Here is a 23,493-nt window from a genome sequence, read left to right as displayed (position 1 = left end):
CGATCGGACGGGTCGGTGGTCATCGCGCCGGGGGCCGGATCGGGCCCGGACGTCCGGCGCCGGCTACCGCGCGTTGGCCAGGCAATCGTCGGCCGTCCAGTGCGGAGAGCCGCGCTCGCACCATTCCCGCCTGCTCGTCCTGCACCCGCTCGGCCACCTGCAGTCCGGCCACCAGGTGCGCACGCGCGGCATCAAGGTCTGCCGACTCGCCATCCGTCGACTGGCCATCCGCTGATTCGCCATCCGCTGATTCGTCAACCGCGGTGAGCACTTCGGCGATCGCGAGCCGGACACTGATCTGCTTGTGGGTCAACCCGTTGGCCGTGGTCACGTCCAACGCCTCGGTGAGATCGGCAAGTCCGCTCGGCGGGTCGAGCTGCGACCTGGTGATGCCTCGCTGCTCGAGGGCGTGCACCTGCACCTGAACGTCCTGCAGCTCCCGGGCGATCTCCACCGCTGCATCGTGGTGGGGCAACGCCTCAGAGTGCCGGCCCTGCAGACGCAACGAGGCCCCGATGGCCACCTCGGCCTCCGCCTCGACCGGGCGATCCAGCTCCGCCCTGGCCAGCTGCAGCGCCTTCCGTGCGTGCCGGAGTGCGATCGTCGGGTTGCCGCGCTCCCGGTGCAGCTTCGACAACTGCGTTTCGCAGAACAGCAGGGTGGCCCTCTGGTCGAGCGCTGCGGCGAGTTCGCGACCCTCGGCGAGATACTCCGCCGCGTCCGCCAGCTCGCCCAGAAGCAGATGGGAGTGCCCCAGGTTGCTCAGAACCCGTGCGGTGGCGGCGGTCTCGCTGGCCGGACGCAGAATCTCCAACGCCTGCCGGAGCAGCTCGGCGTCCTGCCGGATCCGGCCGCGAAGGTGGGCGATCATCGAAAGGTTGTTCAGCGCCGCGGCCTGGGCGAGCACGGATCCGCAGCGCCGGCCGAGCTCGGCAGCCCGCAGGTAGTGCCGTTCGGCAGTGTCCACCGGGTCGCCGTCGTCGATCCGCCCGAAGTTGCTGTACACGCTGCCCAGATGCAACTCGGCAATTGACTCTGCGCGCAGATCACCGAGCCGCGCGGCCGCCGCCAGCGCGGCCCGGCACATCGGGAGCAACACGTCCGGCAGGCCGTTGCGGACCAGGTAGATGTTGAACGCCTCGGACAGTTCGATCAGCCGGGTGTCGTCCGCCGCGCTGTGCTCGCCGTGACCGGTGACCGTACGCAGCAGCGCAGGCAGTCCCGGCGCGGTGACAGCCATCCATTGCTCTGCCGCCAAGGCCGTCGAGAAGGCCCTGGCCGGAAGGTCCGCAGCGACGACCGGCGGCGCGCCACTGAGCGGCTCGTGGCCGAGCGCTCGCCGGGCGGCGTCCGCCGTCAGCGCCAACCCACCCAGCAGCCGAGAGCCGGCGGCCGACCGTTCCGCCCGGCCGTCGACCTCGTCAGCCAATTCGGAGGCGTACGCGCGCACCAGGTCGTGCTGTCCGTAGTGGCCGAACTCGTTCTGCTCCACCAGGTGTGCCCGGACCAGCAGCTGTAGCTCGCGGCGCACCGAGCGAACGTTCGCGCCGCACTCACCGCTGCCGGCGAGCGCCGCAATCGCGGGCAGGTCGGCGTTCGGCGTCGGCAGCATGCCGAGGTACCTGAACACCCGCGCGGTGGCCGGCTCGAGCGCGCGGTACGACCAGGAGAACACCTGCCGCACATCGGTTTCCGGGCCGTCGCCGGCATCGAGCAGGTCGAAGGGATCACCCGCATCGGCGATCTCGGCAACCAGGGGTGCGACGTTCAGCTGGTCCCCGCCGAGGCGTTCTCCGACGATGCGCAGCGCCAGCGGCAGCCCGCCGCACCAGTGCAGCAGGGTGGCGAGCGCGTCCGGCGGATGCCCGATGTCGGGTGGGTGGCCCTCGACGCCATCGGGATCGACCATCCCCAACACGGCACGTGCGTCGGTGGGCGCGAGGGCGCCGATCGTCAGCGATCGAACGCCGTCGGTGACGGCCAAGCCCGGCAGGGCATTTCGGCTGGTGATCACCGCCGCGCACCCGTCACCGGCCGGCAGCAGCGGCCTCACTTGTTCTGTCGACCAGGCGTTGTCCAGCACCACGAGAACGCGGCGTCCAGCCAGCAGGCTGCGGTAGCGGGTCATCCGCTCGGCGACGCCGGACGAAAGCTCGGTCAGCGATCCGCCCAGCGCCCTGATGAAGGTGCCGAGCACGTCTTCGGGGTCGACCGGTCGGTCGGCCCCGAAACCCTGGAGATCGCAGAACATCTGACCGTCCGGGAACCGGTCGGCATTCCGATGCGCCCAGTGGACGGCCAGCGCTGTCTTGCCCATGCCGGCGGTGCCGACCACGGCACAGGCCCGGGAGCCGTCGTCCGCGCCGGCCAGCAGCGTCGTCAGCCGTTCGAGATCGTCGTCCCGGCCGCGCAACCAACGAACATCGCCCGGCAGGTGGGCCGGCGGGCAGTCGTACATCGGAGGGGCCGCGGGCACCTCACCGGCGAGCACGGCTCGATGCAACTCGGTGAGGTCGGGACCGGGCTCGACACCGAGTTCGGTGACCAGGGTCGATCGGGTGCGGCGATACGCCGCCAGCGCCTCGGCTTGCCGGCCCGACCGATACAGGGCGAGCATGCTCAACTCCTGCAGGCGCTCGTCCAGTGGGTGCTCGCGAGCAACCTGATCCAGTTCGGCGAGCACCACATCGTGCCTACCGACGTCCAGCTCTGCCTCGAAGACCTTGGTCAGAACCGCGATTCGTCGTTCCTGCAGTCGGGCGGTGGTGGCCGCGAGGGCCGGCGCGTCGATGTCCTGGAACGGTTGCCCGCGCCACAGCCCGAGGGCGCGTCGACCGAGCGTGACGGTGTGATCCGGTGCCGGGTCGCCGGTGAGCAGCTCGTCGGCCCAGCGTTCGAATTGCGCGGCATCCACCTCGTCCGGGCCCGCCAGCAGCCGGTAGCCGTGCGGTGAGGACTCCACCCGATCGGGATCGTCCAGCGACCGGCGCAGCCGGTGCACCAGCAGGTGCAGCTTGCCATTCGAGGTGCCGGATGGCGCGCCCGGCCAGAGGGCCTCGGTGAGCACGTCCACCGAGACCGGCCGACCGGTGTCGGCCAGCAGCAGTGCGAGCAGCGTCTCCTGCATCCGGCCGGCGATCGGCAGCGGTGCGGTGTCGCTACCCTCCGGGTCGTCGTCGGCATGCACCTGCAGTGGTCCGAGGACCTGGAACTGCATGGCAACCACTCCGAGCCGCGCGTCGACGTCTGTGAACCGTGCTCCGTGGTCCGCTGATGGCGAACCGTGGGGTCGACGACGGTCGTGGCCGTCCCGACTCCGGCGTTCCCGCTGGTGGGCGGGTTCGTCCGACTGTAGGCGAGCCGGCAGCCGAGGGCTGAACGAATTATCCGGCTGCCTGCGGAACGGTTCTGCAAGACTGGGGTCCCTAACCGGTCAAGGTGATCGAGGTGTCCATGAACGACGACGACCTGAACCACCTGCGGCGCTGCATCGCGCTCGCCGGGGATGCCGCGGCTGCCGGCGACGGGGCATTCGGCTCGGTGCTGGTGTCCGGTTCCGGCGACGTGCTCGCGGAAGATCGCAACCGGGAGACCAGCACCGGCGACCCGACCGCTCATCCGGAGTTCGCGCTGGCGCGGTGGGCGGCGATGAACCTGAGCCCCGAAGAATGTGCGGCCGCCACGGTCTACACCTCCGGCGAGCACTGTCCGATGTGTTCGGCGGCGCACGGCTGGGCCGGGATCGGCCGGATCGTGTATGTCCAGTCGGCCGCGCAACTGCAGTGGTGGCGGTACGGCGACAACCCGCCGGCCGGACCCGTTGCCGCACTACCGATCCAGCAGGTCGCACCGCTGGTCCGGGTCGAGGGGCCGGTGCCCGAGCTGCTCGACGAGATCCGTGCGCTGCATCCCCGCCGGGTTGCCGAGTAGGGGTTGCCATGGATCCGGTGATCGCCCCCAGCGCTGACGGCGACCTGGTGGACCGACTCCGGCACGGGGATTCGGCCGCCTTCACCGACCTGGTCAGGGCGTGGTCGCCGGCCATGCTGCACGTCGCCCGATCCTGTGTCGCCTCACAGGCCTCCGCCGAGGAAGCCGTGCAGGAGACCTGGTTGGCGCTGATTCGCGGTATCGACCGGTTCGAAGGTCGATCCAGCCTGCGAACCTGGGTCTTCCACACCCTGCTGAACATCGCTCGTCGGCAAGGTGTCCGCGAGCGCCGCGCGGTGCCGGTAGCCGATCCGGAAGTGCAGAACGCCGCGCCCACCGTCGATCCGCGTCGCTTCCGGCCGGCCGGTGAGCAGTGGGCCGGCGGCTGGCGGGCGGATGCGGCGCCGCGGGCGTGGGGCCCCGAGGCGGCAGCGCTGTCCGGTGAGGTGCGGGCGCTGATCGCGGACGCCCTGGCCCGGCTTCCGGACCGGCAGCGGGTGGTGGTGCAACTGCGCGATGTCGACGGCGTGCCGGCCGAGGAGATCTGCGATCTGCTGAACCTCACCGCCGCCAACCAGCGGGTGCTGCTGCACCGCGGCCGCGCCGCACTACGGCAACACCTCGAGGACTACTACCATCCGCGCGAGGAGGAAACGCAATGACTACCGAGCACCTGTCGTGCCAGGTCGTGGTGGAGTTGCTCACCGACTACCTCGACGGTGCCCTCGACGCCGACACCGTGGCCGCCCTCGAGGCGCACCTTGCCACCTGCCCGGCCTGCGTCCTGTATCTCGAGCAGCTCCGCACCGTCATCGAGTCGGCCGGGCGGCTGCCGCCCGACACCCTGTCCGAGGCAGCGCTGGCCGAGCTCGAAGCCGCGTTCCGCGGCTACCGCCCACCGGCCACGCAGTAACGGCGTGACCGACGGGCGGCGCGTGCCGGCTCAGTTGGCGGCGATGCCCTCGAAGCCGTGACCCTGGTCGGCCGGCAGACCCGCGACGCTGCCGATCGAGTGCAGCGAGCCGTCGTCACCCACCCGGAACTCGTCGATCGCGCCGGCGCCGGTGGCCTGCTGGTACAGGAAGTTCCCGTCACCCGAGACCGCCAGATCCACCGGGCCGGCGTCGGTCCGGGCGGTGACCCCGGTCGGGTCGTGCAGGCTCAGCCGACCGGAGCGGTCGACGGTGTAGCCGGTGATGGTGGCCGAGCCGGCGTTGGCGACGAACAGGTAACCCTTGGCGTTGACGGACCAGCAGGTCGCTGCCTGCCCGTTCGCCACGAACGGCGAAATCGCGGACAGGGTGCCGTCCGACCGGACGGCGTAGGACGAGGCGCCGCCCTTGGCGTCGGCGACCTGGAGTCGGCCGGCCCGGTCGAAGGTCAGCGCGAACGGCACGACTCCGTCCGGCGTGGCCGTCACCACCGGGTGCGCCGCCGGGTGCCCGGCCCGGTCCAACGGGAAGGCAAGGAGGTCGCCGTGCGTTTTGGTCGCGACGATGACGGCCCTCGCGTCCGGGGTGATCGCCACCTGCGACGGTGACGACAGGAACGGCGGCGCCGCCGGGTTGCCGAGGCCAAGGCTGCGGGTGGAGCCGGGGATCGGCCGCAACCGGTCGCCGTGGATGCGGAACCCGGTGATGGCGCCGTCGCCACCGGCATCGAGCACGTAGACCAGGTCCCCACTCCGGCTGACCGACACCGGCAGGATCCCGTTGGTGGCCAGCACCTGCCGGCGGGCCAGTGACCGACCGTGCACCTCGAAGACGGTGAGCGTGTTGCTGCCGGCGTTCACCGCGTACAGCAGGCGATGTGCCGCGTCGTAGGTCAAAGATCCTTGTGAGGCAAGAGGATCGACGACCGCGCCGGGCTCGCTGCCGCCGCGCCCGCCGGTGGCGTACTCGCCGGCCTCGGTCAAGCGGCCGTCGTGGCCGCGGGCGAACACCAGGATGCTGTTACCGGCCTCGTTGTTCGTCTGGACGAAGACCGCGGCGTCGTCGCCGCGATGGGTCGGGCGCTCGGCGATCGAGCCGGCGCCTGCCGCGGTGGGGGACAGACCTAATGCCAGTGAGCCTGCCACCAGGGCGGCGACGGCGGCGATGCGGGGAAGGGACATGAAGACTCCTCGGGCGGGTACGGACGGGACCACGAACAGTCCCGTGACAAGCCGAGGTGTTACACCGCTGGTGACGCGACCAGCCGGCGATCACCCCGCGGCCGACGGCGCTTCCCGCGTACGCTTCTGACGGCCGATGTTCGCGCGGCGATGATTTCGTCATCCGCGCAGGGTCCATACCGCTACGGCGCGCCCCGGCGCCGCGGATGAAAGGACGAACCGATGACTCGCAGCGTCACCGCGCACCTGTTCAACAGTGTCAACGGGGTGGTCGAGAGCCCCGATCAGTGGCAGTTCGACGCCTTCGGCGAGGCCGAGGGCGAGCTGATGGGCAAGGCGATCGCCGGCATCGACGACGTGGTGATCGGTCGCAAGCTCTGGCAGGAATGGTCCGAATACTGGCCGGCGGCGCAGGACCCGTTCGGCGCCTTCATCAATCCGGTGCGCAAGCACGTGGTGACCAGCACTCTCAGCGGCGAGTTGCCATGGAACTCGACGATCATCGAGGGCGACCCAGCCGAGTATGTCCGCCGGCTCAAGGCGGGCGACGGCGGCGGGATTTCGGTGGTCGGCGGTATCGAGACCATCCGATCGCTGTTCCTCGCCGGGGTGGTCGACGCACTCACCCTGACGACGCATCCGGTGGTCGGCCAGGGCCGCCGGCTGTTCGACGACTCGGTGCCGATCACCCGCCTGCAGTTGGTGGACAGCACGATCACCCCCGCCGGGAATGCCGTGCTCAGCTACGCCCTCCGTCCTTCCGACTGACCCGGGCGACGGCGGCAGCGATGGGCGGTGCGGATCATCCGACGGCGCAGGACGCTGCCTTCGATGCGGCCGCCGACGAGCTGTATGCGCTGACGCCGGAGGAGTTCACCGCTGCCCGCAACGACCGGGAGAAGCAGGCGAAGGCCGACGGGGACAAGAAGCTGGCCGCGCGGGTGAAGGCGCTCGGCAAACCGAACGCCTCGGCCTGGCTGGCCAACCAGCTGGTCCGCGGCCACCCCCAGGAGGTTCAGCCGCTGGTCGAGCTCGGCGAGGACCTGCGGGCCGCGGCCGCCGACAGCGACGGGCCGCGGCTACGCGAGCTGGCGAAGGCGCAGCGGCTGGTGATCGCGGCGCTGGTCGACCAGGCGAAGCAGGATGCCCGGGACGCCGGCCGGAAGGTCCCCGACGCCGCGATCCGTGGCCTGGTCGACACCCTGCGGGCGGCGATCACCGATGGCGGCGCGGCCCGAGAGCTGTTGGCGGGCAGGCTGACTGCGCCGCTGTACCGCAGCGGGCTGGAGTCCGACGGCGCGGATGGCGCGAGCGAGGATGTCGCGCCGGCCCCGGCGCCGGGTGGCTCCCGGCGCCGGGCCGGCTCAGCGCGTACCGGGTCGGGTAGCACCGCCGGGGATGACGACACCGCGGACGACGGCACCGCGGACGACGGCACCGCCGATGACGACGCTACAAATGACGGCGCTGCGGCGGCCGCGGCCGCCGCCGCGGCGCGGCGGATCCGGGAGATCGCTGATGCCGCAACGGCTCTGGCCGCCGAGGCGGCAGCGGCTGCCGACGAGGCCGACGCCGCAGTGGACGGCGCCCGGGCCGAGGTGCAGCGGCTCCGGGACGAGTTGGCCGATGCCGAGACCGCCCTCACCGCCGCCGAGACCACCGCTCGTCAAACGCATTCCGAGCTGACGAAGGCCCAGCGGGCGGCAGCCGGCGCCCAGCGTCGCGCCGACCGCTGACCCTGACCCGACTCCGACCCCAGCATCGGCAGCGATCCCCACGATCTGCTGGCGCCGCAGCGCACCCGGCTGAGGTGCAACGCCAGCGGAATCGCAGGCCGGGCGGACCGTCAGACCCGTCAGCCGGCGACCCACTGCGGATCCCGGCCGGTCCAGCCGACCAGCCGGGCGTACGGTGCGGCGTCATCGGAGACCGGAACCACTGGGCCGAACGGGATCTGCCCGCCCCGCGGCTCGGCCGGCACCTTGCGCCGGTAGGTCGACAACGCGACGGTCGCCAGCTCGGGATCGAGCTGCTCGAGACGCCCGGTGGCCACCGCAATGTCCCACGAGTGCACCGTCATCTCGCCCACGTACGAGGCCAGAACGTCGGCGCCGAGTTCCTCGCCCCAGGGCACGGTGACGGTGCGGGACAGGTTGCCGGCATCGGCCAGGACCTGCTCGGTTCCGGCGCGGCCGGTGGCCCAGTCCGCCGACCAGTCGGTGCTGTCCAGGTGGCTCGGCGCCTCGTAGAAGGGCCGGCCGTCCAGCACCACGCCGATCCGCCGGACCACGCCGAGCAGGTGTCCGACCACAGCCGCGACGTCGAAGTCGGCGCACGGCGTCGGCAGTGAACCCTGGGCCGGATCGGTGCCATCGATCAGGCGCCCGGCCTGGTCCAGGGCGCGGGCGAGCTGCGGGCGTGGGTCGGGCTCGTACGCGGTGGCCGCGGTTTCGGTGGGAGTGGGGGTGACGCTCATCGTCGTGCTCCTTGGTTCAGGTTGCGGGTTCCCGTCTCGGAACCCGTCGACACCAGTTCACCCGGCAAACCTGACATCCTTTGTCAGGTTTCCGTGAGATTCTCGAAGCCATGCGCGCGGACCGGTTGTTGCACCTGCTGATGCTGCTGCAGCGTCATCGGCGGGCGAAGGCGACGTGGTTGGCCGAGCAGCTCGAGGTGAGCGAGCGGACCGTGCTGCGCGACATGGATGCGCTGTCGGCGGCCGGCGTGCCGGTGTTCACCGAGCGGGGCCGCGGCGGTGGTTGCGTGCTGATGGACGGCTTCACCACGACAGCGTCCGGGCTGACGCCACCGGAGGCGCAGGCGCTGTTCGCCTGGACCTCGCGGGAGGCCGCCGATCAGCTCGGCCTCGGCGGGGCGCTGACGTCGGCGCTGGCCAAGGTGGCCGCGACGGCGCCAAGCCTGGCGCTGGAGCGCGCCGAGTCGTTGGGCGATGTGGTACTGGCCGACCGGCGGACCTGGTTCGCCGCCGCCGAGGCGGTGCCGCTGTTGCCGGAGCTGCGCGAGGCCGTCACCCGGCGGCGTCGGGTGCGGATGACGTACACCTCGGCCGGCGCCTCGGCGCCCGGTGTCCGGACCATCGATCCGATCGGCATCGTCGATCACTCCGGGCGGTGGTATCTGATCGCCGAGCATCGCGGCCGGATGCGCAGCTACCGGGTGTCCCGGATCGGTGGGCTGACGGTGCTCGAGGCGCCGAGCCGCCCGCTGGACGGCAGGCCGCTGGCGGTGATCTGGGAGGAGCTGCGGTCGCGGCTGAACCGGGCGTTGAACCCGGTAGAGATGACCCTGCTGGTGCGGCCGGAGCGGGCCGCGGTGTTGCGCCGACTGGTGAACATGCAGGTGGCGGCCGGTAGCGCGATCCAGGTAGAGCCGACCGGAGCCGACGACGGCGCGGAAATCTGGCGGGTGCTGGTGCGGCTGCCGGACGTGATGACGGCGGTCGCGGTGCTGCACGCTCCCTACCTGACCGTGCTGGAACCGGCCTGGATGACGGCCGAGATCCGGGCCGCCGCCCGGCAGGCACTTGACCACTATCCGGAGCCGGGCTGACGGTGGCCCTATCGGTTTGGGCGTGCCCGGAGCGTGCGGTAACCTTGGGTGTCGCGGTGCTGACGGCTGACCGTCGGTACCGCGGTGTTCTGTGCGGGCCTGTAGCTCAGGCGGTTAGAGCGCTTCCCTGATAAGGAAGAGGTCGGAGGTTCAAGTCCTCCCAGGCCCACCACCGTGTTCCGGATGGCACCGGCGTCGTCCGGCTCGGTCGACGAAGGGCTGACGGATGATCAAGAAGTTGCTGGTTCTGGGCACACTCGCCGGGGGCGCCTACGCCGTGGTCAACAAGCGCAAGAAGACCGCCGCCGCCGAGGCCAAACTCTGGGACGAGGCCACCGGCCGTACTGCACCGACCACACCGGCTGCGCCGGCCACATCCGACGGCGTCGCCAAGTAACACTCGCAGCACCGCGGGCTCCCGGCCCGCAGCCGTACCGGAGTCGCCAGGCTCCGTCCGGGGACGTAGCTCAATTGGCAGAGCACCGCCTTTGCAAGGCGGGGGTTGGCGGTTCGATTCCGCTCGTCTCCACAAACGGAAGGAACGCCGGACAGCAGTATCGTCCGGCGTTCCTTCCGTTCATGGAACGGATCGAACCGCGAAGGTGGGCCCACGCCGAGCGCAGCGAGGTGGGGATTCGATTCTCCTCGTCTCCACAGCGTCTGACCTGCGGGAACGCTGACCGTAATGCTGGTCTGTTGCCAATCGATCGCGCCAAATGTAGCCAACTTGTAGCCAACCAGGCGGATCGCCGCGAGCGTCGGCGCTCGGTTAGGTTGTCATCGGGCTTCGCCGGGTCGGTAGGAACTCGACGGCTTGGTCACGAGTAGGTCGTCATGTCCCATGTTCGTTTGAACGTCGTCTCGTCCAGCTGGGTATTCCACATGGGCCGGCTGCGATCGGTCGGATGGAGTTGGTATCCGACCCTTGCGGCACGGTCGTACCAGCAGCAGGTCTCTATTTTCGCCGTTCCAAGGTGCCGAACCTCGTCCAGCGCCGGCGCTAGGTCTGAGTCGGAAGACGCAAGGATCACCAGGTCGATGTCCTCTGCCTGTGCCTCCCGGACGCAGGCGAGAGCACACAGCACGTCCACGCCCTTCTCGCGGGGTGGGCCGACGACGATCTTTTGTCCGTTGGTGTCTGTCGCATGCCGGCCGGACTGATCTCGGCTGTACAGATACTTGAGCGGACGCAAGGTGACGCGCACACGGGGGTCGCGTTCCCACTGCGCCTTCTGGGCTTGGTTCCGGGCGTATCCGTCCGGGTCATGCTCAGACGAAGGTTGGCCCCGGTAGACCAGGACTCGGGAGAGGGTGGCCGGCGGAAAGCCTGGGCGTTGGCGCTGGTTACGCTGATCCAACAGACAGTTGGCGAACAGGAGCGGGTCGATCAGACACTCGTGGCGCGGGCGGAATTTTGCGCTCGAGAATAATCCGTGTCCAGTCAGGTGCACATTTTGGTAGTCCATGATGACGGCAGTTCTGAGAGCATCGCTGGCACCCATGCGTCCCCCTTTGGACGAAAAAGCCCCACCAGTCCCGGGGGACGGTGGGGAACTATGCCCCAAGTCTGGCACGAATATTGCGTAGACGCAAACCCGCCAGGCAGGCGATCATGCGACCAGACGAACGTAGCCCTTGGGCCTCGATCGTCCGAGACTTGGGGGTCATCACGAAATGGGCAAAACCTACTTCACCGCTGACCTGCACCTCGGGCATCGGCTGGTCTCCGGGCTGCGCGGTTTCGCTGATCCCGCAGAACATGATGTAGTCGTTGCCGAACGATGGCGTTCCCTGGTCACCGCCGACGATGTGGTCTGGGTGCTCGGTGACCTTGCGGTGACCTCCAGCCCGCGAGGGATCGACGACGTACTGGGCAAGATCGCGGAGCTGCCCGGGACCAAGCAGTTGATCGCCGGCAATCATGATCCAGTGCATCCGATGCACCGCGACGCACATCGCTGGCAGCGCCGGTACTTGGAGGTGTTCGAGTCGGTGCAGGCGTTCGGACGTCGGAAGATCGGTCTGTCTGTTCCGGCAGGACAGAACAGCGCCCAGAACGTGCTGCTCTCGCACTTTCCATACCGCGCGGACCACGAAGCGGGCGCGCTACATGGAGTACCGCCTGCGCGATGAGGGCAATTGGCTGCTTCACGGGCACACCCATTCTTCGGAGAAGGTGACCAGCTCGCGGGAGATCCACGTCGGTCTCGATGCCTGGGATCTCGGGCCGGTGGAAGTCGGTGCCGTGGCCAAACTGATGGTCGGGCAGCTCAACAGGTCCGAACGCGAGGCACCCGATTCGGATCCGGAGGTGCCGACGTCGGTCTGACGATGCTGGGAACGCCCTACGAATTGCTACGGATCGAGTGATTCGTAGGGTCCGACGCTACGAATACGGGCAAACGTAGGGCGGCGTAGCAGGTCTGCCGGAACACCAGGCCCATGGTGCGCCGGATCGAGGGACGCGAGCCCGACAGGTCAGTCTTCGTCGAGTGCGAGCGACAGTTGCTCTTCGACGAATTCCGGGCTGATCTTGCGGGCCCCTTCGATGGTGACAGGGATGACGACCACGACTCGTTGGCCGATCACGTCGAACTGGATGCCCCAGGTGAGGGCTTTGTGGCAAGCTCGTCCGACCGGCGGAAAGCTACCAATGCCCATGAAGCAACAGGGGTGGCCGACCGCGGCGAGCGTGCGTTCGACAGCTTGAGCGAAGAGGTAGCGCCAGCGAACGTAATCGATGACGTGGAGTGTGAACTCACCGTCGCGACAGGACAGACCCCAGTCGCGATAGAAGGACGTGAACCAGTTGTGCGGCACGGCTGACTCCAAGGAGACGCCTCGGGGATTCCCGCCGCGGATCGCCGGATATCGGCGATGCCTACCGCGGCGGGCCGGGCATCTGTCGGAGCGCGTGGGTGGTCACGAGGGCCACTGTGCCACAGGCCGCCGACACCGGCGCCGATCTGCTCACCGTCGACGGCGGGAGTTTGGTTGACGACTCCGCCAGGACGGGTAGGTCAAACCAAGGTGTTCCGCCGGCGGCTGGCCACGGTACTGGACGAACGCGCATCCCGGTCCGTCATGCTCACAACGGTCCACCCACGCGTTGCAGCCGATGCACAGCAGGCCGCGCACCAGTCCTGTGGTGTGGTCGTGGTCCACGACGAGATGGTCTTGCTGCCGCCCACACAAGTGGCACCACGGTCCGAGATCTTCGATCAACGCAATCCGGATTCGACCGAAAGCCGAGCCCGGGTCATAGAAGACCGGCCACGCGTATCGACCGGACACGTTGCATCGCTGTCGTCGCGGGATCGCTTCCGCGAGAACGGGTTCGCCGACCAGTTCGAATTCCCAGTCGACAACGAATCTCTCACCCCACCACCAGTCCACGTCGCCCTGCCATCCACCGATCTGGTACCTATGACCGTCCGTCGTCCAGGGGCAGCGCTGGGTGTGTCGATGAACTTCCAGATCGGGAGCCGCGCAGATGAAGTCGTCACGAACATTCCCCGTCAGGTGCCAGCGGCCATCGCTGCCGAGCTGTGCCGTCGGAGCGGGAAGTGGGATCGTCGGAGACACGATGGTCGGCCCAGGCGCATCCGCACACGGAACGACGACCGTCATCCTGACTCCTGAGACCGGGAGAGCACGCCATCGAGTAGATCGGCAGCATGAGCTGCTCGGCTCGGCAAGACGTGTCCATAGGTATCCGCCGTCAGTCGGATCGTGGAGTGCCCCAACAGGTCCATCACGGTGCGCAGCTCCTCGCCCTGGTCGAGCAGGAAGGTCGCGAAGGCGTGCCGCAGGTCGTGCAGCCGGAGCCAGGTCAGGTCGGCGTCCTTCCGCGCCACATCGAACCGGCGGTTGATGTTGCGGGGCTCAAGTGGCGTCCCGATCTGGGTCGTGAAGACCAGGTCTGCGTCATGCCAGAGGGGGCCGGCTACCAGTCGCTCGGCAGCTTGTCGTGCTCGATGATTCTGCAGCGCTGTCACGACGAACCTAGGTAGTGGCACGGGGCGGGTTGATCGATGTGTTTTCGGCGCAACGAACCGGAGTTCACCACCGGAGCGCTGCACAGCTTGACGCACGAACAGGCTACGAGTATCGAGATCGACGTCGCTCCAACGCAAACCGAGGATCTCCCCGCGCCGCAGGCCCGTACCGATGGCGACCACGAACACCGCCTCGAGTCGGTCGCCGTTGAGTGAGCGCAGCAGTCGACCGGCTTCATCCGGGGTCAATGCCCGCCGTTCGGTGCGGGGCAGTGATGCCGGACGAACAGCCTTTGCCACGTTGCGGGGCACCAGGTCCATTCGTTCGGCGTCTCCGAGGGCATTGCGCAGCACGCCATGCACCTTGATCACCGTGGCGGCCGACACCTTGGCGCGGAGTCCAGCGACCAACTGCTGAACATGTCGTGGAGTCAGTGCGGCGAGCTTCACTGAGCCTAGTGCGGGCGTCAGATGCACCGGATGACTTGGTCGTATCTGGCCAGGGTTGCCGGCGAGGTGCCGTCGACTCCCTTCGTGTCTCGCATCCATTCGATCAGCCATTCGCTGACGGTGCGCGGTGCTGCGCTGAGGTCAACGCCTCGGGCCGCCTGTGTCCGGAGCGCATCGCGCTTCCTCAGCACCTCGCGTTCAGTCTTGGCGTACACGGTCTTCCGGCGGCGCTTGCCGTCGATCCAGCCCAGGTCAATGGCGGCGACCCACAGTCCATCTCCGCGTCGGAATACCGAGCCCTCACCCTGAGCTCGTCTGCCTCGTCTACTCATCGCGGCTCAGCTCCTCGATGAACTCGTGGAGCGCGAAGGTGGGCACCCGTCGGGACCGGCCGATCTGGACCGAGCGCAGCCGGCCGGATGCCATCAGCTCGTAGACCTTCGTGCGCGAAATGCCAAGCTGCTGAGACACCTCGTGGGTGTTGAGCAGAAGCCTTGCAGTATCGGTGATCGTGGTCGTCATGATCTTTCCTTTCTTGGGTCCAGGTTCAAATTCAGGCGGCGTCGAGACGGGACAGCCAGCGGGCTTCGATCGCCTCGACTCGGGCGGACTCGGCAAGCAGTCGGTCACCGTGGTTGAGGTAGCCGAGTCCGGCGAACTTCCAATCGCGGTCGACCTCGGGGCACGAACTTCTATCGGCCGGATCGCTAGCTTCGCGCCAGGTCCGACGAGCCTGGCGTGGCGCCGTCAAGGTCGTGGAGAACCGGCGCGACTTCGTGGTGAAGTGCCCCCGGAATCCGAGCATGTGCAGCCATCGGCCGATGCCGCCGAAACCCTCAGTGCCGGAAAGGCTCTCGGCCGCAATGATCATTCGAATGACGTGGTCGCGCAGACCCGCGTATCTCGCGGCGGCCGACGTCCGGATTGTCGAGTCGAGCCCGAAGTCTTCCGATGCCTTGGTCGCGTACTTCGCGATATAGGCGGCGACCGTCTCCGGTGTCAATGCGTCGCCATCGATGGCAGCCTGGACGCTGCGTACGTCGACCTGGCGCCCGAAGGTGAGGTGTACCCGGCGGTCCGTCCCGAGTTGAAGCTCGACTGCAACCTCAAGTGCTGCACGTCGAAGTGCGTCCGCAATAAGGGACTCCGGGATGGGCTTCGGTGCCTCGTAGGGATCACCGGCACCGTCGAGCCGGACGATCGCGTGGAAATGCACGACCCCGCGGCGCTGGAACTCGGCGACCTTGGCGTAGGAGAGTCGCACGAGCTTGCGCATTTCAGCCTCAGTGATCCGTAGTTCGTTGGCCAACTCTCGCCGCGCCGTGATGGTGTATCGCCGCCACAGTTCCGGCGCCATCCAGTTGAAGGCAATGGCTGCCGAGTAGTCGTAGCAGTCGGAGCAGATTGGGTCGCCAAGCACAACATCGTCAGTCGAGTGCTGCCTGTCGCAGCGCGAGACCCCATGAGGGCAAGCACTTCTCGACCGACGGCTGCCGCATGCGTCCCCGTGTACGGCGCCGAAGCTCGGGCCGGTCAGGGTGACGAACCACTTCGGATGCTGCGCTACTGACGTGGGTACTCCCTTCATCCCGCCGGTTGCGCCCGCTTTCAGCAGATGCCAGACGTCGCCCTTGTACTCGGCGGAGCACGAGGGGCAAGCTGTCGCCCGCCGATTGCCGCAGCGGATCAGCAATGTCCGATCCGGTTCGTCCTCGCTGGTGTAGACCAAGCGCCCCGTGTCCGAAATGGTGACGGACCCATGCACCCGGATGGGCGAACGGCAATAGCCGGCGCGCCGCACCATTTCCGACCATCGGCCGAAGTCCGTCGACACCATCCGCCGCACCATCTCCCGAGCGTGATCGGTACCGATGGTCCCGGAGGCAGCGATGTGATCGGCCACCGGAACCACCACCGCTGCGGACCCGTTCATGCCGCGTCCTCTGAGATTTGGGCCGCATCGAAGTCAGGGACGAGTGGAGCGCGGTAGTGCTCACCCATGGCGATGATCTCGTCGTCGTCGATCCAGGAGGCCCGCACTCGCATCGGTTCGCGAATTCCTTCAACGCTGACGAAAGCGACACCGGCCAACGAGGGTGGGATGCGGTCGCAATGCGCACCCATGGCGTGCAACCCGTCACCGAGCACCATGTCGACCTGCATCCCGGTGTCCAACCGCATCGCGATCTTCGTCGGGAACAGCGACCGGAAGCTGACGACCTCCTTGCGGGGGTCTTGAGCTGCAGCCACCACCACGATGGCCGCAGCGCGTCCCTTGGTGAGCAGAGCCGAGATCGCTGCCGAGGCGCGCTCCCGAAGCTTCCGATCCGTGACGTAGGCCGTGAGCGAGGCGAGCTCGTCGATCAGGACCAGGATCATCGGCTCGTCAGGCGTCGGCGAATGCAGGCGTGTCTTCCCGGCGAGGGACTTGCACCGGCGGTCCATCACAGCGACCGCGTCCTCCAGCAGTTCACACATTGCTTCGGCGCTCTCACCCGTGAAGCGAGTGAATAGTGGCCGACCGAAGCCAAGTTCCATCCCTCCTTTCGGATCGATGGCCCATACCTGTGTGCTGCCGGCCCAGATCGAACTCGCCAGCCCTCGCAGCAGCGACCAGATCACCGAGCCCTTGCCCGCTCCGGTGGCGCCCGCGACGAAGCAGTGGGTGCCGAGTACCGGCAGGGTCCACAGGCCACCATCTTCGCGTCTTCCGATCGCGATGTTCCTCAGGTCTGGGTTCGCGGGGACCGGCAGTGGCCAGACCGGCGTCGCCAAAGCATCACCGTGTCCGAGTTCAAGCCAAAGGCTGCTGGGTCCTGCCGCAATCACTCGGCAACTCCGGACTCCGTACGCAGCCGCGATGCGGTCGCTGGCCTTTTCGTAGTCGACGAGTGCCTGACCGGACACCATTCCGAGAAGCAGTCGGTCGGAGTACTGGCCGAGTTCGACGCGACCGAGTGACGCGACATACGAGGCCCCTTGACGTCGTCGCAGGAGGCCGCAGTCCTTCATGACGCTCACGAACCGTTTGCTGTACCAACGACGACGCTGGCGCCGTCGGTAGGGGAGAGCGACAGCCTTCCGGAAGGAGCGCGGATGCCCGAGCCGCCAGGCCGGCAAGACTGTGGCGACCGCGACCGGAACCATGTAGACCAGGTGCCAATCGCTCCTCATGCCGAGCCACGCGACGCCGACCAGGAGCGCGAGCAGCAGGGCCAGCCTGGTGACGATCTTGACGATGCCCCACATGCGCCGAAGGACCTTGCTGGCCATCACGCTGCCCTGGCTTCCGGAGCGCGCCGGCTGCTGTCCGGGCCGACCGGTTCGATGACCCGTGCTCGGAACGACAGGCCGTGCCGATCGCCCATCTCCCAGGTCCGAGCCACCAGGTCGTGAACGCGGACCTGAGATCCCAGGCCAACGCCGGCCGGCTGTCCCGGAATCCGGATCGAGAGCTGATCCGGCTTCTCACCGGCTTCGACTGCCATCAGATGCACGGTGAACAGCGGCTTGCCGCTCTCTCGGTCCAGGACGGGTGCGTTGGTCTCCCGGTCGGTGACGGTTTCTACGCCGCCGACGATGAGCGTGACCCCGTTTGTGTCGATCTTGAATCGCATTGCCTTCTCCATTTCTGCCCAAGTCGATGTGACTAGGTTGCCTAGCCAGGCTAGGACAGTTGCCGAGATCGCGCAAGGACCTATCTAGGTTGGCTAGGCGACTACAGCTACGATGGCGAGATGAAGCAACTGGATCTGGACGATCCGCGGCCGCCGTTTCAGCAGCTCGCGGCCGTTTTGCGAGAGGAGATCCTCGCCGGCCGATATCCGCCAGGAGCTCAGCTGCCATCGGGCAGCGAGCTGGCCAAGCAGTTCAAGGTCGCGCGGCAGACCGTTCAAAACGCGGTCAAGGAACTCAAGGTCGAGGGCCTTGTGGCATCACGCCAGGGGAGCGGCGTGTTCGTCCGGGACGTGACGAAAGCAGTGTCGAGCCTTGAGGCTGCCCTCGTGCGTGCGTTGGACGACACCGAGGCCGAGATCAACTACCTCGGGACGAACCCGATCCAACTCGTCGAGGCGATGAAAGTCCGCTCAAAGGTCAAGGCGGAGACTCCGAACGACCAGGTATATCTAGACGCTCGCATCCTCGTGCCGATCCCGAGGGGACCAGACTCCGGCCAGGTCGCGCCCATCCCAGCCGGGATCGAGGACTTTCGACAGCTGGTTCTGGCCGCCGAACAAGATCCTTCGTCGTCGATCCGTCCTTCGGTTGTCGAGCGCCACACGGACCGAACGCCAATGTTCGAGCTCTACGTTATCCGCGGTGACGAGTATGTCTCGTTCGGCGATCCGTCAGAGACGGGCTTCAGCCGCGATTTCTACCTTCAGCGACCGGCATCCAGCGATGACCAGGACCACCGCAGCGGTCCCCATGAGGTGTTCTTCGCTCTCTGGGATGTAGCCAATCCAGCAGACAACGATCGATCGGCCGGCTCGTGAGGACTTTCTCTACTCATTCAAGGCCAGCCCGCACCTTCGGCCTCCGCTGGCGCTCCGGCCTCCGGCTCTGGCTGGTTAGATGGGGCAGGTCGTTCCCAGCCACGAGTGGCCAGACCGCGCTCGCATTTCGTGTCGTGCACGTTGACATCGGGAGTGTGCGATCGTGACAACAGTCAGCGAGCTGGCTAAGCGGTTGGGACTTCCTGCCAATGAGGTACTTCGCGAACTTGCCAGGCACGGATCCTATCCGAAGGCCAAGAGCTCGCGAGTGGACGCAGCGCTGGCTCAAAAGGTAGCAAGCAAACTTCAACCTGCAGAAGGCAGCGACTTCTCGGGAGACACCGGCGACACCGGAGAGCCGGATGCCAAAAGCCGAGACAGCAGCCAGCAGACAGCGGGCAGCCAAGATCAACCAGACGATCTGCCGGCCGTCCAGCGCCCCGCGGTTGTTGGGGGCAGTAGTCTGACTGAGGAGGCATCGAGTCATCATCCAGTCCGAACAACCGTGAAACTCTCAGGCGATCGCCAATCTCAGCCTGCTCGCACACCCGATCACCTTCTGTATGCTCCCGACAATCTGGCGAAGGCGAGTGATATTCGCCCGCTCGTAGCGGCCGCGCGCCAGGCAGAAATCTCTAAACGCCCGATCTTGATCGACCTATCCCAGGTGGGCAACTTCTGGCCAAATGCTTGTGCGCCGCTGGCGGCGGTAGTTCAAGCGATTAAGGCACAGGGGGTCGACACTGTATTCCGTGGTGCGACGCCGGTACTCGAGGCCGCCCGAGTGCGTAACCCGCTCGAAGCGGATCGGGCTACGCTCTCCTCACACCGCATCGAGAACACGGTCTGGGCGTACTTCTCTGAGTCCCAGGCATCTGCTCTGGCGGACGAGATCGTTGGACTAGTTCGGCGTTCAGCGGAGGTCGCCGCTGGGGTACAAGAGTCGCTGAATCTATGCCTGTACGAGGTCCTTGACAATGTGTTTCAGCATAGCGAAGCTGAATGTGGTTTCCTGATGGCGACAGTGACAGGCCAAGGTAAGCGACTGGCTCTTGCTGTAGCAGACATGGGCATTGGAGTAAGAGAATCCTTCATGAAATCAACTTCCCGGTATCGGCCAAAGTCACACTTTGACGCGCTAACGATCGCTGTGCAATCCGGTGTAACGAGTACCGGGGACAAGCGTGGCCAAGGCCTTTTCTTGCTTTCGGAAATGGTCCGCGACAATGGTGGACGACTCGAGCTTACGAGTGGACGCGCATATCTTCGCACTGGAAATCGCCCAGATGGTCGAGAACTTGACAGTGTTCCGATCTTTAAGGATCGCGCTGGCCTATTTGTTGATTGGCAGTTAGATTTTCGGAATCCTGTAAATCTCCACGACGCATTAGGCGGCACCGCACCAGTCATATTCACCGACCTGGAGAACTTTGAAAATGACAGTGGAGAACATGTCATCAAAATCGCTGACCACGAGGGTGGTACGGGATCACGACGCGCCGCCTCTGAACTTCGGAACTACATCCTGAATGTGCGGACCTTGGGGGCACACAGACTGGTCCTCGACTTCGAGGGAGTGGCCATGGTCGGCGCGAGTTTTTCGGACGAAGTGGTGGGGAAGCTCGTAGAAGGATTTGGAATAGTCGGCTTCATGAGGGCCTTCGAGTTTCGTGGGATGAATCCAACTGTAGAGACGCTTGTAAACCGCTCTGTCGAGTTAAGGATGGGCAAGGAGAATCCACCGGCGATCCGCAGACCTCCGAAGGCCTAGCTCTGTGCAAGGCCAAACAAGCCAGCCGCCCTGAATGCGGAATCGCAGAATATCGCATAGCCGGTCCTGGACCACCCGTGCACAGGCTCAGTGGGATGTCGCCGGTCGTACCCAGGTGTCTTCGATGAAGTGACGACGCTTGCGCACGCTGGTGAAGTCAGGTGAGCTCGAGCACGTGACGAAGGCAAGAAGCCCCGCGACCTCGTATTCCGCCGAGTTCCCTAAGCCCTAGTGGCCCAACGATGCGGCCAATTGCGGTATGTCGTTCCAGGTGCGGCCGTCCAGCTGCCGACCGTTGGTCTTCGGGGTTCGGCCGCCCCACTGCTTGAAGAAGAAGGCCACGTCGGCTTCGACGCACGGTCGCGGATGTCCTCTACCCAGGCCGCGTCCATCGGACGGGCCCGCGGCCCGGACTCGCCACCGGCGATCACCCAGTCGATGCCGTCGAGCTCGAGGCCGGGCAAGGCCGTGAAAAGTGGCTCGCAGGACAGGAATCTCGTCGCCGCCGCCGGGACGGTCCGGAGGTGGTCGATCCTGTCGGTGACTTCAGACGACTCCACCGAGACACCCATCCAGAGGTTCTCAGGCCACTCGAGTTTTCGGCGATCCTGGCCGCCGGTGGGCGCGCTTCGTGAGCACCTGGTAAGTGTGGTGCGACGTCTCGCGGATAACGTTTGAAGATGTCGCGGATGAAGCCGAGCGGCACCCTGGCGTGGAACAGGTCGCTCATCGAGTTGACGAACACAACCTTGGGTGCGCGCCATCGCAGAGGCTGCTCCAGCGCACGCGGATGAATCGTGACCCCGAAACCCGGTGCGGAGGTCCTGGGGTCCCCATCGTTCGGGTACTTCTCCGCGCCCATGGCCTTGAGTCGCTTCGCCAGAGCTAGTGCGTAGCAGTTGTCGCAGCTGGCTGCGACCCGATCGCATCCCGCGACGGGGTTCCATGTGACCTGTGTCCACTCGATCGCGCTGCTCGTGGCCTACGATTTCACCTCTTCCATCCGTGAGCCTATGGACTCCGTCCGTGTCGCCGGTCAGAACCATCACAAACCAATAGGCTCCTGGGTCACAGTCGGTCGTCGCGAGCGACGCTGACGATCGTGACATCCGGCACCGACAGGCGTTGCCTTCACTCGATCGCGAACGGGGCGGGCGCGGGGCGTCCCGGCTCGAAGGAATCACCTGTCGTATGACGGACCGGCCGTTCGTACGGGACGCGGTGGCGATCGTGTCTGGCAGTGCCATCGCCATGAATGGGTGCGCTGTGCCAGCATGACGGTGTGGACACTTCTCAAAACGGACGAGCTGCCAGTGGAGACGCGCCGTTACTGGCGGATCGCGGCGTCGGCGCGCGCTGGTGGAGCTTGGATATTCACGCGCACTCACCGACGTCTTTTGACTACGGCGGCCTTGACGGCACGCAAAACAATGACCCTAAGCCCACCCACAAAGAGTGGATCCGTGCCTATATCGACTCTGGCGTCGACGGTATTGTCATCGCGGATCACAACACGTACGAAGGCATCGAGCCGGCACGAGCGGCCCTAGCTCAACTGCGCGAAGAGGATCCTTCGCTTCCGATGCTCGTGATCTTTCCGGGAGTCGAGCTCACGGTGACCGGCGGAATACACGTCCTGGCAATCTTCGACCCTCAGTGCTCGGCCGAGGTCGTCCAAGAGACGCTGACGCTATGCGAGTTCCGTGGCGCTCGTGGGCGCAGCGATGAGACCGCCAACGTGACGGTGAGCACGGCAGCCAAGATCGTTGCGGAGCGAGGCGGGCTTTTCGTTCCCGCCCATGCCGATCAACGGGCGGGCGTGTTCAGTATTGGCCAGCGTGAGCTCCAGGCTCTTCGCGACCACGAGCACATACATGCCGTGGAAGTGATCGACGACAGCGAAATCAAGACCGCTGACCGTTGGAACTGGGTCCCTCTTTTGGGTTCCGATGCGCACCACCTCACCACCGAGTCGCATCCTGAGCCGGCGTTGGCGAAGGCACCCGGCACACATCTCACGCTCGTAAAGGCCGAGACGCTCGATCTGAAAGGTCTGCGACTGGCCCTCACAGATCCGGCGGAGTCCATCAGACGCTGCCACAGGGGCTACATCGATCCGAATGAGATCGACCACGGCCACATCAATTCGCTGATGGTGAACCATCGAGGCGCAGTCGAGACGTACCGATTCGGACCGTGGATGAACTGCCTGATCGGCGGGCGCGGCGTGGGCAAGTCGACCGTCATTGAACTGCTGCGTATGGCTCTGGGTCGCACAGACGAGTTGCCGGCAGGCGTCGCCGAGGACTTACGGCGATTCAACCCGACAGCCACTGGGGAGGAGCAATGGTGGGAGGCAGACACCCGTATCGTCATCAAGTACACGAAGGACCACAGACTCCTCAGAGTCACGTGGTCAGGTTCAGATCCAGAGCGATCGACGATCGAACTCTGGGACGGGAGCCAATGGGAGACGCAGTCGGGCCGCGTCCTCGACCGTGCGCCCGTTCGCGTGTTTAGCCAGAAGCAGATCTACGAGCTCGCCTCCAGGCCGCAGAGCTTCTTGACGATCCTCGATGATATGCCGTCGATTCGGCGCGGCGAGTGGGATGAGGAGTACGAGGCCCTTCAGCTTCGGTTCAAGAGTGAGCGAAATACCCTTCGTCAACTACGAGCTGAGACTGAGAAGGCCGATCGCATTCGGGGCGAACTGCAGGACGTCCGCGGTCGACTTCAGCACCTGGAGGACCTTCGGGCGACCTCGGAGTACCAAGAGATGGACGCACTCGAGGCGCGCCTTCACGACTCAGGATCGGCAGAGGAGCAGGCAACAGACATCGAACCCGGTCTCGTTAGGGTTTGCCCAGGGTCTGGTTGACCGGTTCGTCAGGCCGCGGGTGCGGCTCTGTTGATTGTCTCAAACTCGATCGGGGTCAGCTTCCCGAGGCGGCGTTGCCGGCGTTTGCGGTGGTAGGTCCGCTCGATCCAGGTCACGATCGCCAGGCGCAGCTCCTGGCGGGTGCGCCACCGCTGGCGGTCCAGGACGTTGCGCTGCAGTAGCGCGAAGAAGCTCTCCATGGCCGAGTTGTCGGCACATGCCCCCACCCTGCCCATCGAGCCGAGCAGGCCGTTGTTGGCCAGGGTCCGGACGTATTTCTTGGATCG

At 66.5% G+C, this 23,493-nt stretch carries 25 protein-coding genes, 2 tRNA genes and 1 pseudogene; 13 read left to right on the top strand and 15 right to left on the bottom strand.

Going from position 1 to position 23,493, the window contains the following annotated elements; all coding sequences use genetic code 11:
• Positions 1-19: 19 nt before the first annotated feature.
• Positions 20-3,217 (bottom strand): AfsR/SARP family transcriptional regulator, encoded by a 3,198-nt coding sequence (locus K340_RS28960; RefSeq protein WP_037363959.1) that lies wholly within the window; start codon positions 3,215-3,217, stop codon positions 20-22.
• Positions 3,218-3,453: 236 nt separating this feature from the next.
• Between K340_RS28960 and K340_RS0110005 the strand changes: the two genes are divergently transcribed.
• The 3 genes from K340_RS0110005 to K340_RS0109995 are packed head-to-tail and all read left to right on the top strand — an operon-like array spanning position 3,454 to position 4,843.
• A complete protein-coding gene (locus tag K340_RS0110005) occupies positions 3,454-3,930 on the top strand; it encodes a nucleoside deaminase (protein ID WP_029136604.1) in 477 nt (158 codons plus the stop codon).
• 8 nt (positions 3,931-3,938) lie between these two features.
• Positions 3,939-4,592 carry an RNA polymerase sigma factor gene (locus K340_RS0110000; RefSeq protein ID WP_029136603.1) on the top strand — a complete coding sequence of 218 codons (654 nt, stop codon included), beginning with the start codon at positions 3,939-3,941 and terminating at the stop codon, positions 4,590-4,592.
• Positions 4,589-4,843: an anti-sigma factor family protein gene (locus tag K340_RS0109995; protein ID WP_051265728.1), complete on the top strand. Its 255-nt coding sequence runs from the start codon at positions 4,589-4,591 to the stop codon at positions 4,841-4,843. The genes K340_RS0110000 and K340_RS0109995 overlap by 4 nt, the downstream gene beginning before the upstream one ends.
• A gap of 30 nt (positions 4,844-4,873) precedes the next feature.
• On the opposite strand, the gene K340_RS0109990 is transcribed toward K340_RS0109995, so the two are convergent.
• On the bottom strand, positions 4,874-6,043 hold the full coding sequence (locus K340_RS0109990) for a lactonase family protein (protein ID WP_029136601.1): 1,170 nt from the start codon (positions 6,041-6,043) through the stop codon (positions 4,874-4,876).
• A gap of 222 nt (positions 6,044-6,265) precedes the next feature.
• Here K340_RS0109990 and K340_RS0109985 point away from each other — a divergent pair, with 222 nt between their 5' ends.
• Positions 6,266-6,811: a dihydrofolate reductase family protein gene (locus K340_RS0109985; protein ID WP_029136600.1), complete on the top strand. Its 546-nt coding sequence runs from the start codon at positions 6,266-6,268 to the stop codon at positions 6,809-6,811.
• A gap of 20 nt (positions 6,812-6,831) precedes the next feature.
• Entirely contained in the window at positions 6,832-7,779 is a 948-nt protein-coding gene (locus K340_RS34125) for a hypothetical protein (protein ID WP_051265726.1), read from the top strand.
• Between the two features lie 119 nt (positions 7,780-7,898).
• On the opposite strand, the gene K340_RS0109975 is transcribed toward K340_RS34125, so the two are convergent.
• Entirely contained in the window at positions 7,899-8,519 is a 621-nt protein-coding gene (locus K340_RS0109975; protein ID WP_029136599.1) for a TIGR03086 family metal-binding protein, read from the bottom strand.
• Positions 8,520-8,629: 110 nt separating this feature from the next.
• Between K340_RS0109975 and K340_RS0109970 the strand changes: the two genes are divergently transcribed.
• The 4 genes from K340_RS0109970 to K340_RS0109955 all read left to right on the top strand — a co-directional run bounded on the left by K340_RS0109970 (position 8,630) and on the right by K340_RS0109955 (position 10,142).
• Positions 8,630-9,613: a helix-turn-helix transcriptional regulator gene (locus K340_RS0109970; RefSeq protein WP_029136598.1), complete on the top strand. Its 984-nt coding sequence runs from the start codon at positions 8,630-8,632 to the stop codon at positions 9,611-9,613.
• A gap of 95 nt (positions 9,614-9,708) precedes the next feature.
• Positions 9,709-9,785 (top strand) — tRNA-Ile (locus K340_RS0109965).
• A 54-nt stretch (positions 9,786-9,839) separates the two neighbouring features.
• Positions 9,840-10,010, top strand: coding sequence for a DLW-39 family protein (locus tag K340_RS35805; RefSeq protein WP_154674172.1), 171 nt, complete (start codon positions 9,840-9,842; stop codon positions 10,008-10,010).
• A 59-nt stretch (positions 10,011-10,069) separates the two neighbouring features.
• Positions 10,070-10,142: transfer RNA gene (locus K340_RS0109955), tRNA-Ala, on the top strand.
• A gap of 289 nt (positions 10,143-10,431) precedes the next feature.
• Here the strand turns inward: K340_RS0109955 and K340_RS35070 are convergent.
• Complete coding sequence (locus K340_RS35070; RefSeq protein ID WP_029136597.1) at positions 10,432-11,115, bottom strand: PIN domain-containing protein; 684 nt, start codon at positions 11,113-11,115, stop codon at positions 10,432-10,434.
• A 52-nt stretch (positions 11,116-11,167) separates the two neighbouring features.
• Positions 11,168-11,548 (bottom strand): hypothetical protein, encoded by a 381-nt coding sequence (locus tag K340_RS36615; RefSeq protein ID WP_211229364.1) that lies wholly within the window; start codon positions 11,546-11,548, stop codon positions 11,168-11,170.
• A 175-nt stretch (positions 11,549-11,723) separates the two neighbouring features.
• Between K340_RS36615 and K340_RS36610 the strand changes: the two genes are divergently transcribed.
• The gene (locus tag K340_RS36610; RefSeq protein ID WP_051265718.1) at positions 11,724-11,942 is read left to right on the top strand and encodes a metallophosphoesterase family protein; all 219 of its coding nucleotides are present in this window, start codon (positions 11,724-11,726) and stop codon (positions 11,940-11,942) included.
• A gap of 149 nt (positions 11,943-12,091) precedes the next feature.
• On the opposite strand, the gene K340_RS0109940 is transcribed toward K340_RS36610, so the two are convergent.
• The 8 genes from K340_RS0109940 to K340_RS28930 all read right to left on the bottom strand — a co-directional run bounded on the left by K340_RS0109940 (position 12,092) and on the right by K340_RS28930 (position 17,678).
• Positions 12,092-12,433 carry a hypothetical protein gene (locus tag K340_RS0109940; protein ID WP_029136596.1) on the bottom strand — a complete coding sequence of 114 codons (342 nt, stop codon included), beginning with the start codon at positions 12,431-12,433 and terminating at the stop codon, positions 12,092-12,094.
• A 150-nt stretch (positions 12,434-12,583) separates the two neighbouring features.
• Positions 12,584-13,243, bottom strand: a complete 660-nt coding sequence (locus K340_RS35065) for an endonuclease domain-containing protein (protein ID WP_084614244.1) — start codon at positions 13,241-13,243, stop codon at positions 12,584-12,586.
• Complete coding sequence (locus tag K340_RS28940) at positions 13,240-14,061, bottom strand: tyrosine-type recombinase/integrase (RefSeq protein ID WP_211229363.1); 822 nt, start codon at positions 14,059-14,061, stop codon at positions 13,240-13,242. Before K340_RS28940 ends, K340_RS35065 begins: the two co-directional genes overlap by 4 nt.
• Positions 14,062-14,078: 17 nt before the next feature.
• Positions 14,079-14,393: a hypothetical protein gene (locus tag K340_RS36605; RefSeq protein WP_211229362.1), complete on the bottom strand. Its 315-nt coding sequence runs from the start codon at positions 14,391-14,393 to the stop codon at positions 14,079-14,081.
• Positions 14,386-14,583, bottom strand: a complete 198-nt coding sequence (locus K340_RS0109930; protein ID WP_029136595.1) for a helix-turn-helix domain-containing protein — start codon at positions 14,581-14,583, stop codon at positions 14,386-14,388. Before K340_RS0109930 ends, K340_RS36605 begins: the two co-directional genes overlap by 8 nt.
• Positions 14,584-14,614: 31 nt before the next feature.
• The gene (locus K340_RS0109925) at positions 14,615-15,964 is read right to left on the bottom strand and encodes a replication initiator (RefSeq protein ID WP_154674171.1); all 1,350 of its coding nucleotides are present in this window, start codon (positions 15,962-15,964) and stop codon (positions 14,615-14,617) included.
• Between the two features lie 26 nt (positions 15,965-15,990).
• Complete coding sequence (locus K340_RS28935; RefSeq protein WP_051265714.1) at positions 15,991-17,334, bottom strand: FtsK/SpoIIIE domain-containing protein; 1,344 nt, start codon at positions 17,332-17,334, stop codon at positions 15,991-15,993.
• On the bottom strand, positions 17,334-17,678 hold the full coding sequence (locus K340_RS28930) for a hypothetical protein (RefSeq protein WP_154674170.1): 345 nt from the start codon (positions 17,676-17,678) through the stop codon (positions 17,334-17,336). The genes K340_RS28935 and K340_RS28930 overlap by 1 nt, the downstream gene beginning before the upstream one ends.
• A 120-nt stretch (positions 17,679-17,798) precedes the next feature.
• Here K340_RS28930 and K340_RS34105 point away from each other — a divergent pair, with 120 nt between their 5' ends.
• Positions 17,799-18,557, top strand: coding sequence for a GntR family transcriptional regulator (locus K340_RS34105; protein ID WP_051265710.1), 759 nt, complete (start codon positions 17,799-17,801; stop codon positions 18,555-18,557).
• 163 nt (positions 18,558-18,720) lie between these two features.
• On the top strand, positions 18,721-20,328 hold the full coding sequence (locus K340_RS35060) for a translation initiation factor IF-2 N-terminal domain-containing protein (protein ID WP_084614243.1): 1,608 nt from the start codon (positions 18,721-18,723) through the stop codon (positions 20,326-20,328).
• A 228-nt stretch (positions 20,329-20,556) separates the two neighbouring features.
• Here the strand turns inward: K340_RS35060 and K340_RS37490 are convergent.
• Positions 20,557-21,295, bottom strand: a pseudogene (locus tag K340_RS37490) (DUF5131 family protein).
• A 315-nt stretch (positions 21,296-21,610) separates the two neighbouring features.
• Between K340_RS37490 and K340_RS28915 the strand changes: the two are divergent.
• Positions 21,611-23,206: an AAA family ATPase gene (locus tag K340_RS28915; protein WP_211229360.1), complete on the top strand. Its 1,596-nt coding sequence runs from the start codon at positions 21,611-21,613 to the stop codon at positions 23,204-23,206.
• An 8-nt stretch (positions 23,207-23,214) separates the two neighbouring features.
• Here the strand turns inward: K340_RS28915 and K340_RS0109890 are convergent.
• On the bottom strand, positions 23,215-23,493 hold a 279-nt coding region (locus K340_RS0109890; RefSeq protein ID WP_029136593.1), incomplete at its 5' end, for an IS3 family transposase.

It is taken from the genome of Nakamurella lactea DSM 19367, from assembly GCF_000426645.1.
Classification (GTDB): Bacteria; Actinomycetota; Actinomycetes; order Mycobacteriales; family Nakamurellaceae; genus Nakamurella; species Nakamurella lactea.
The sequence above is the reverse complement of the archived record's forward strand: the minus strand, read 5'-3'. Positions and strand labels throughout refer to the sequence as shown.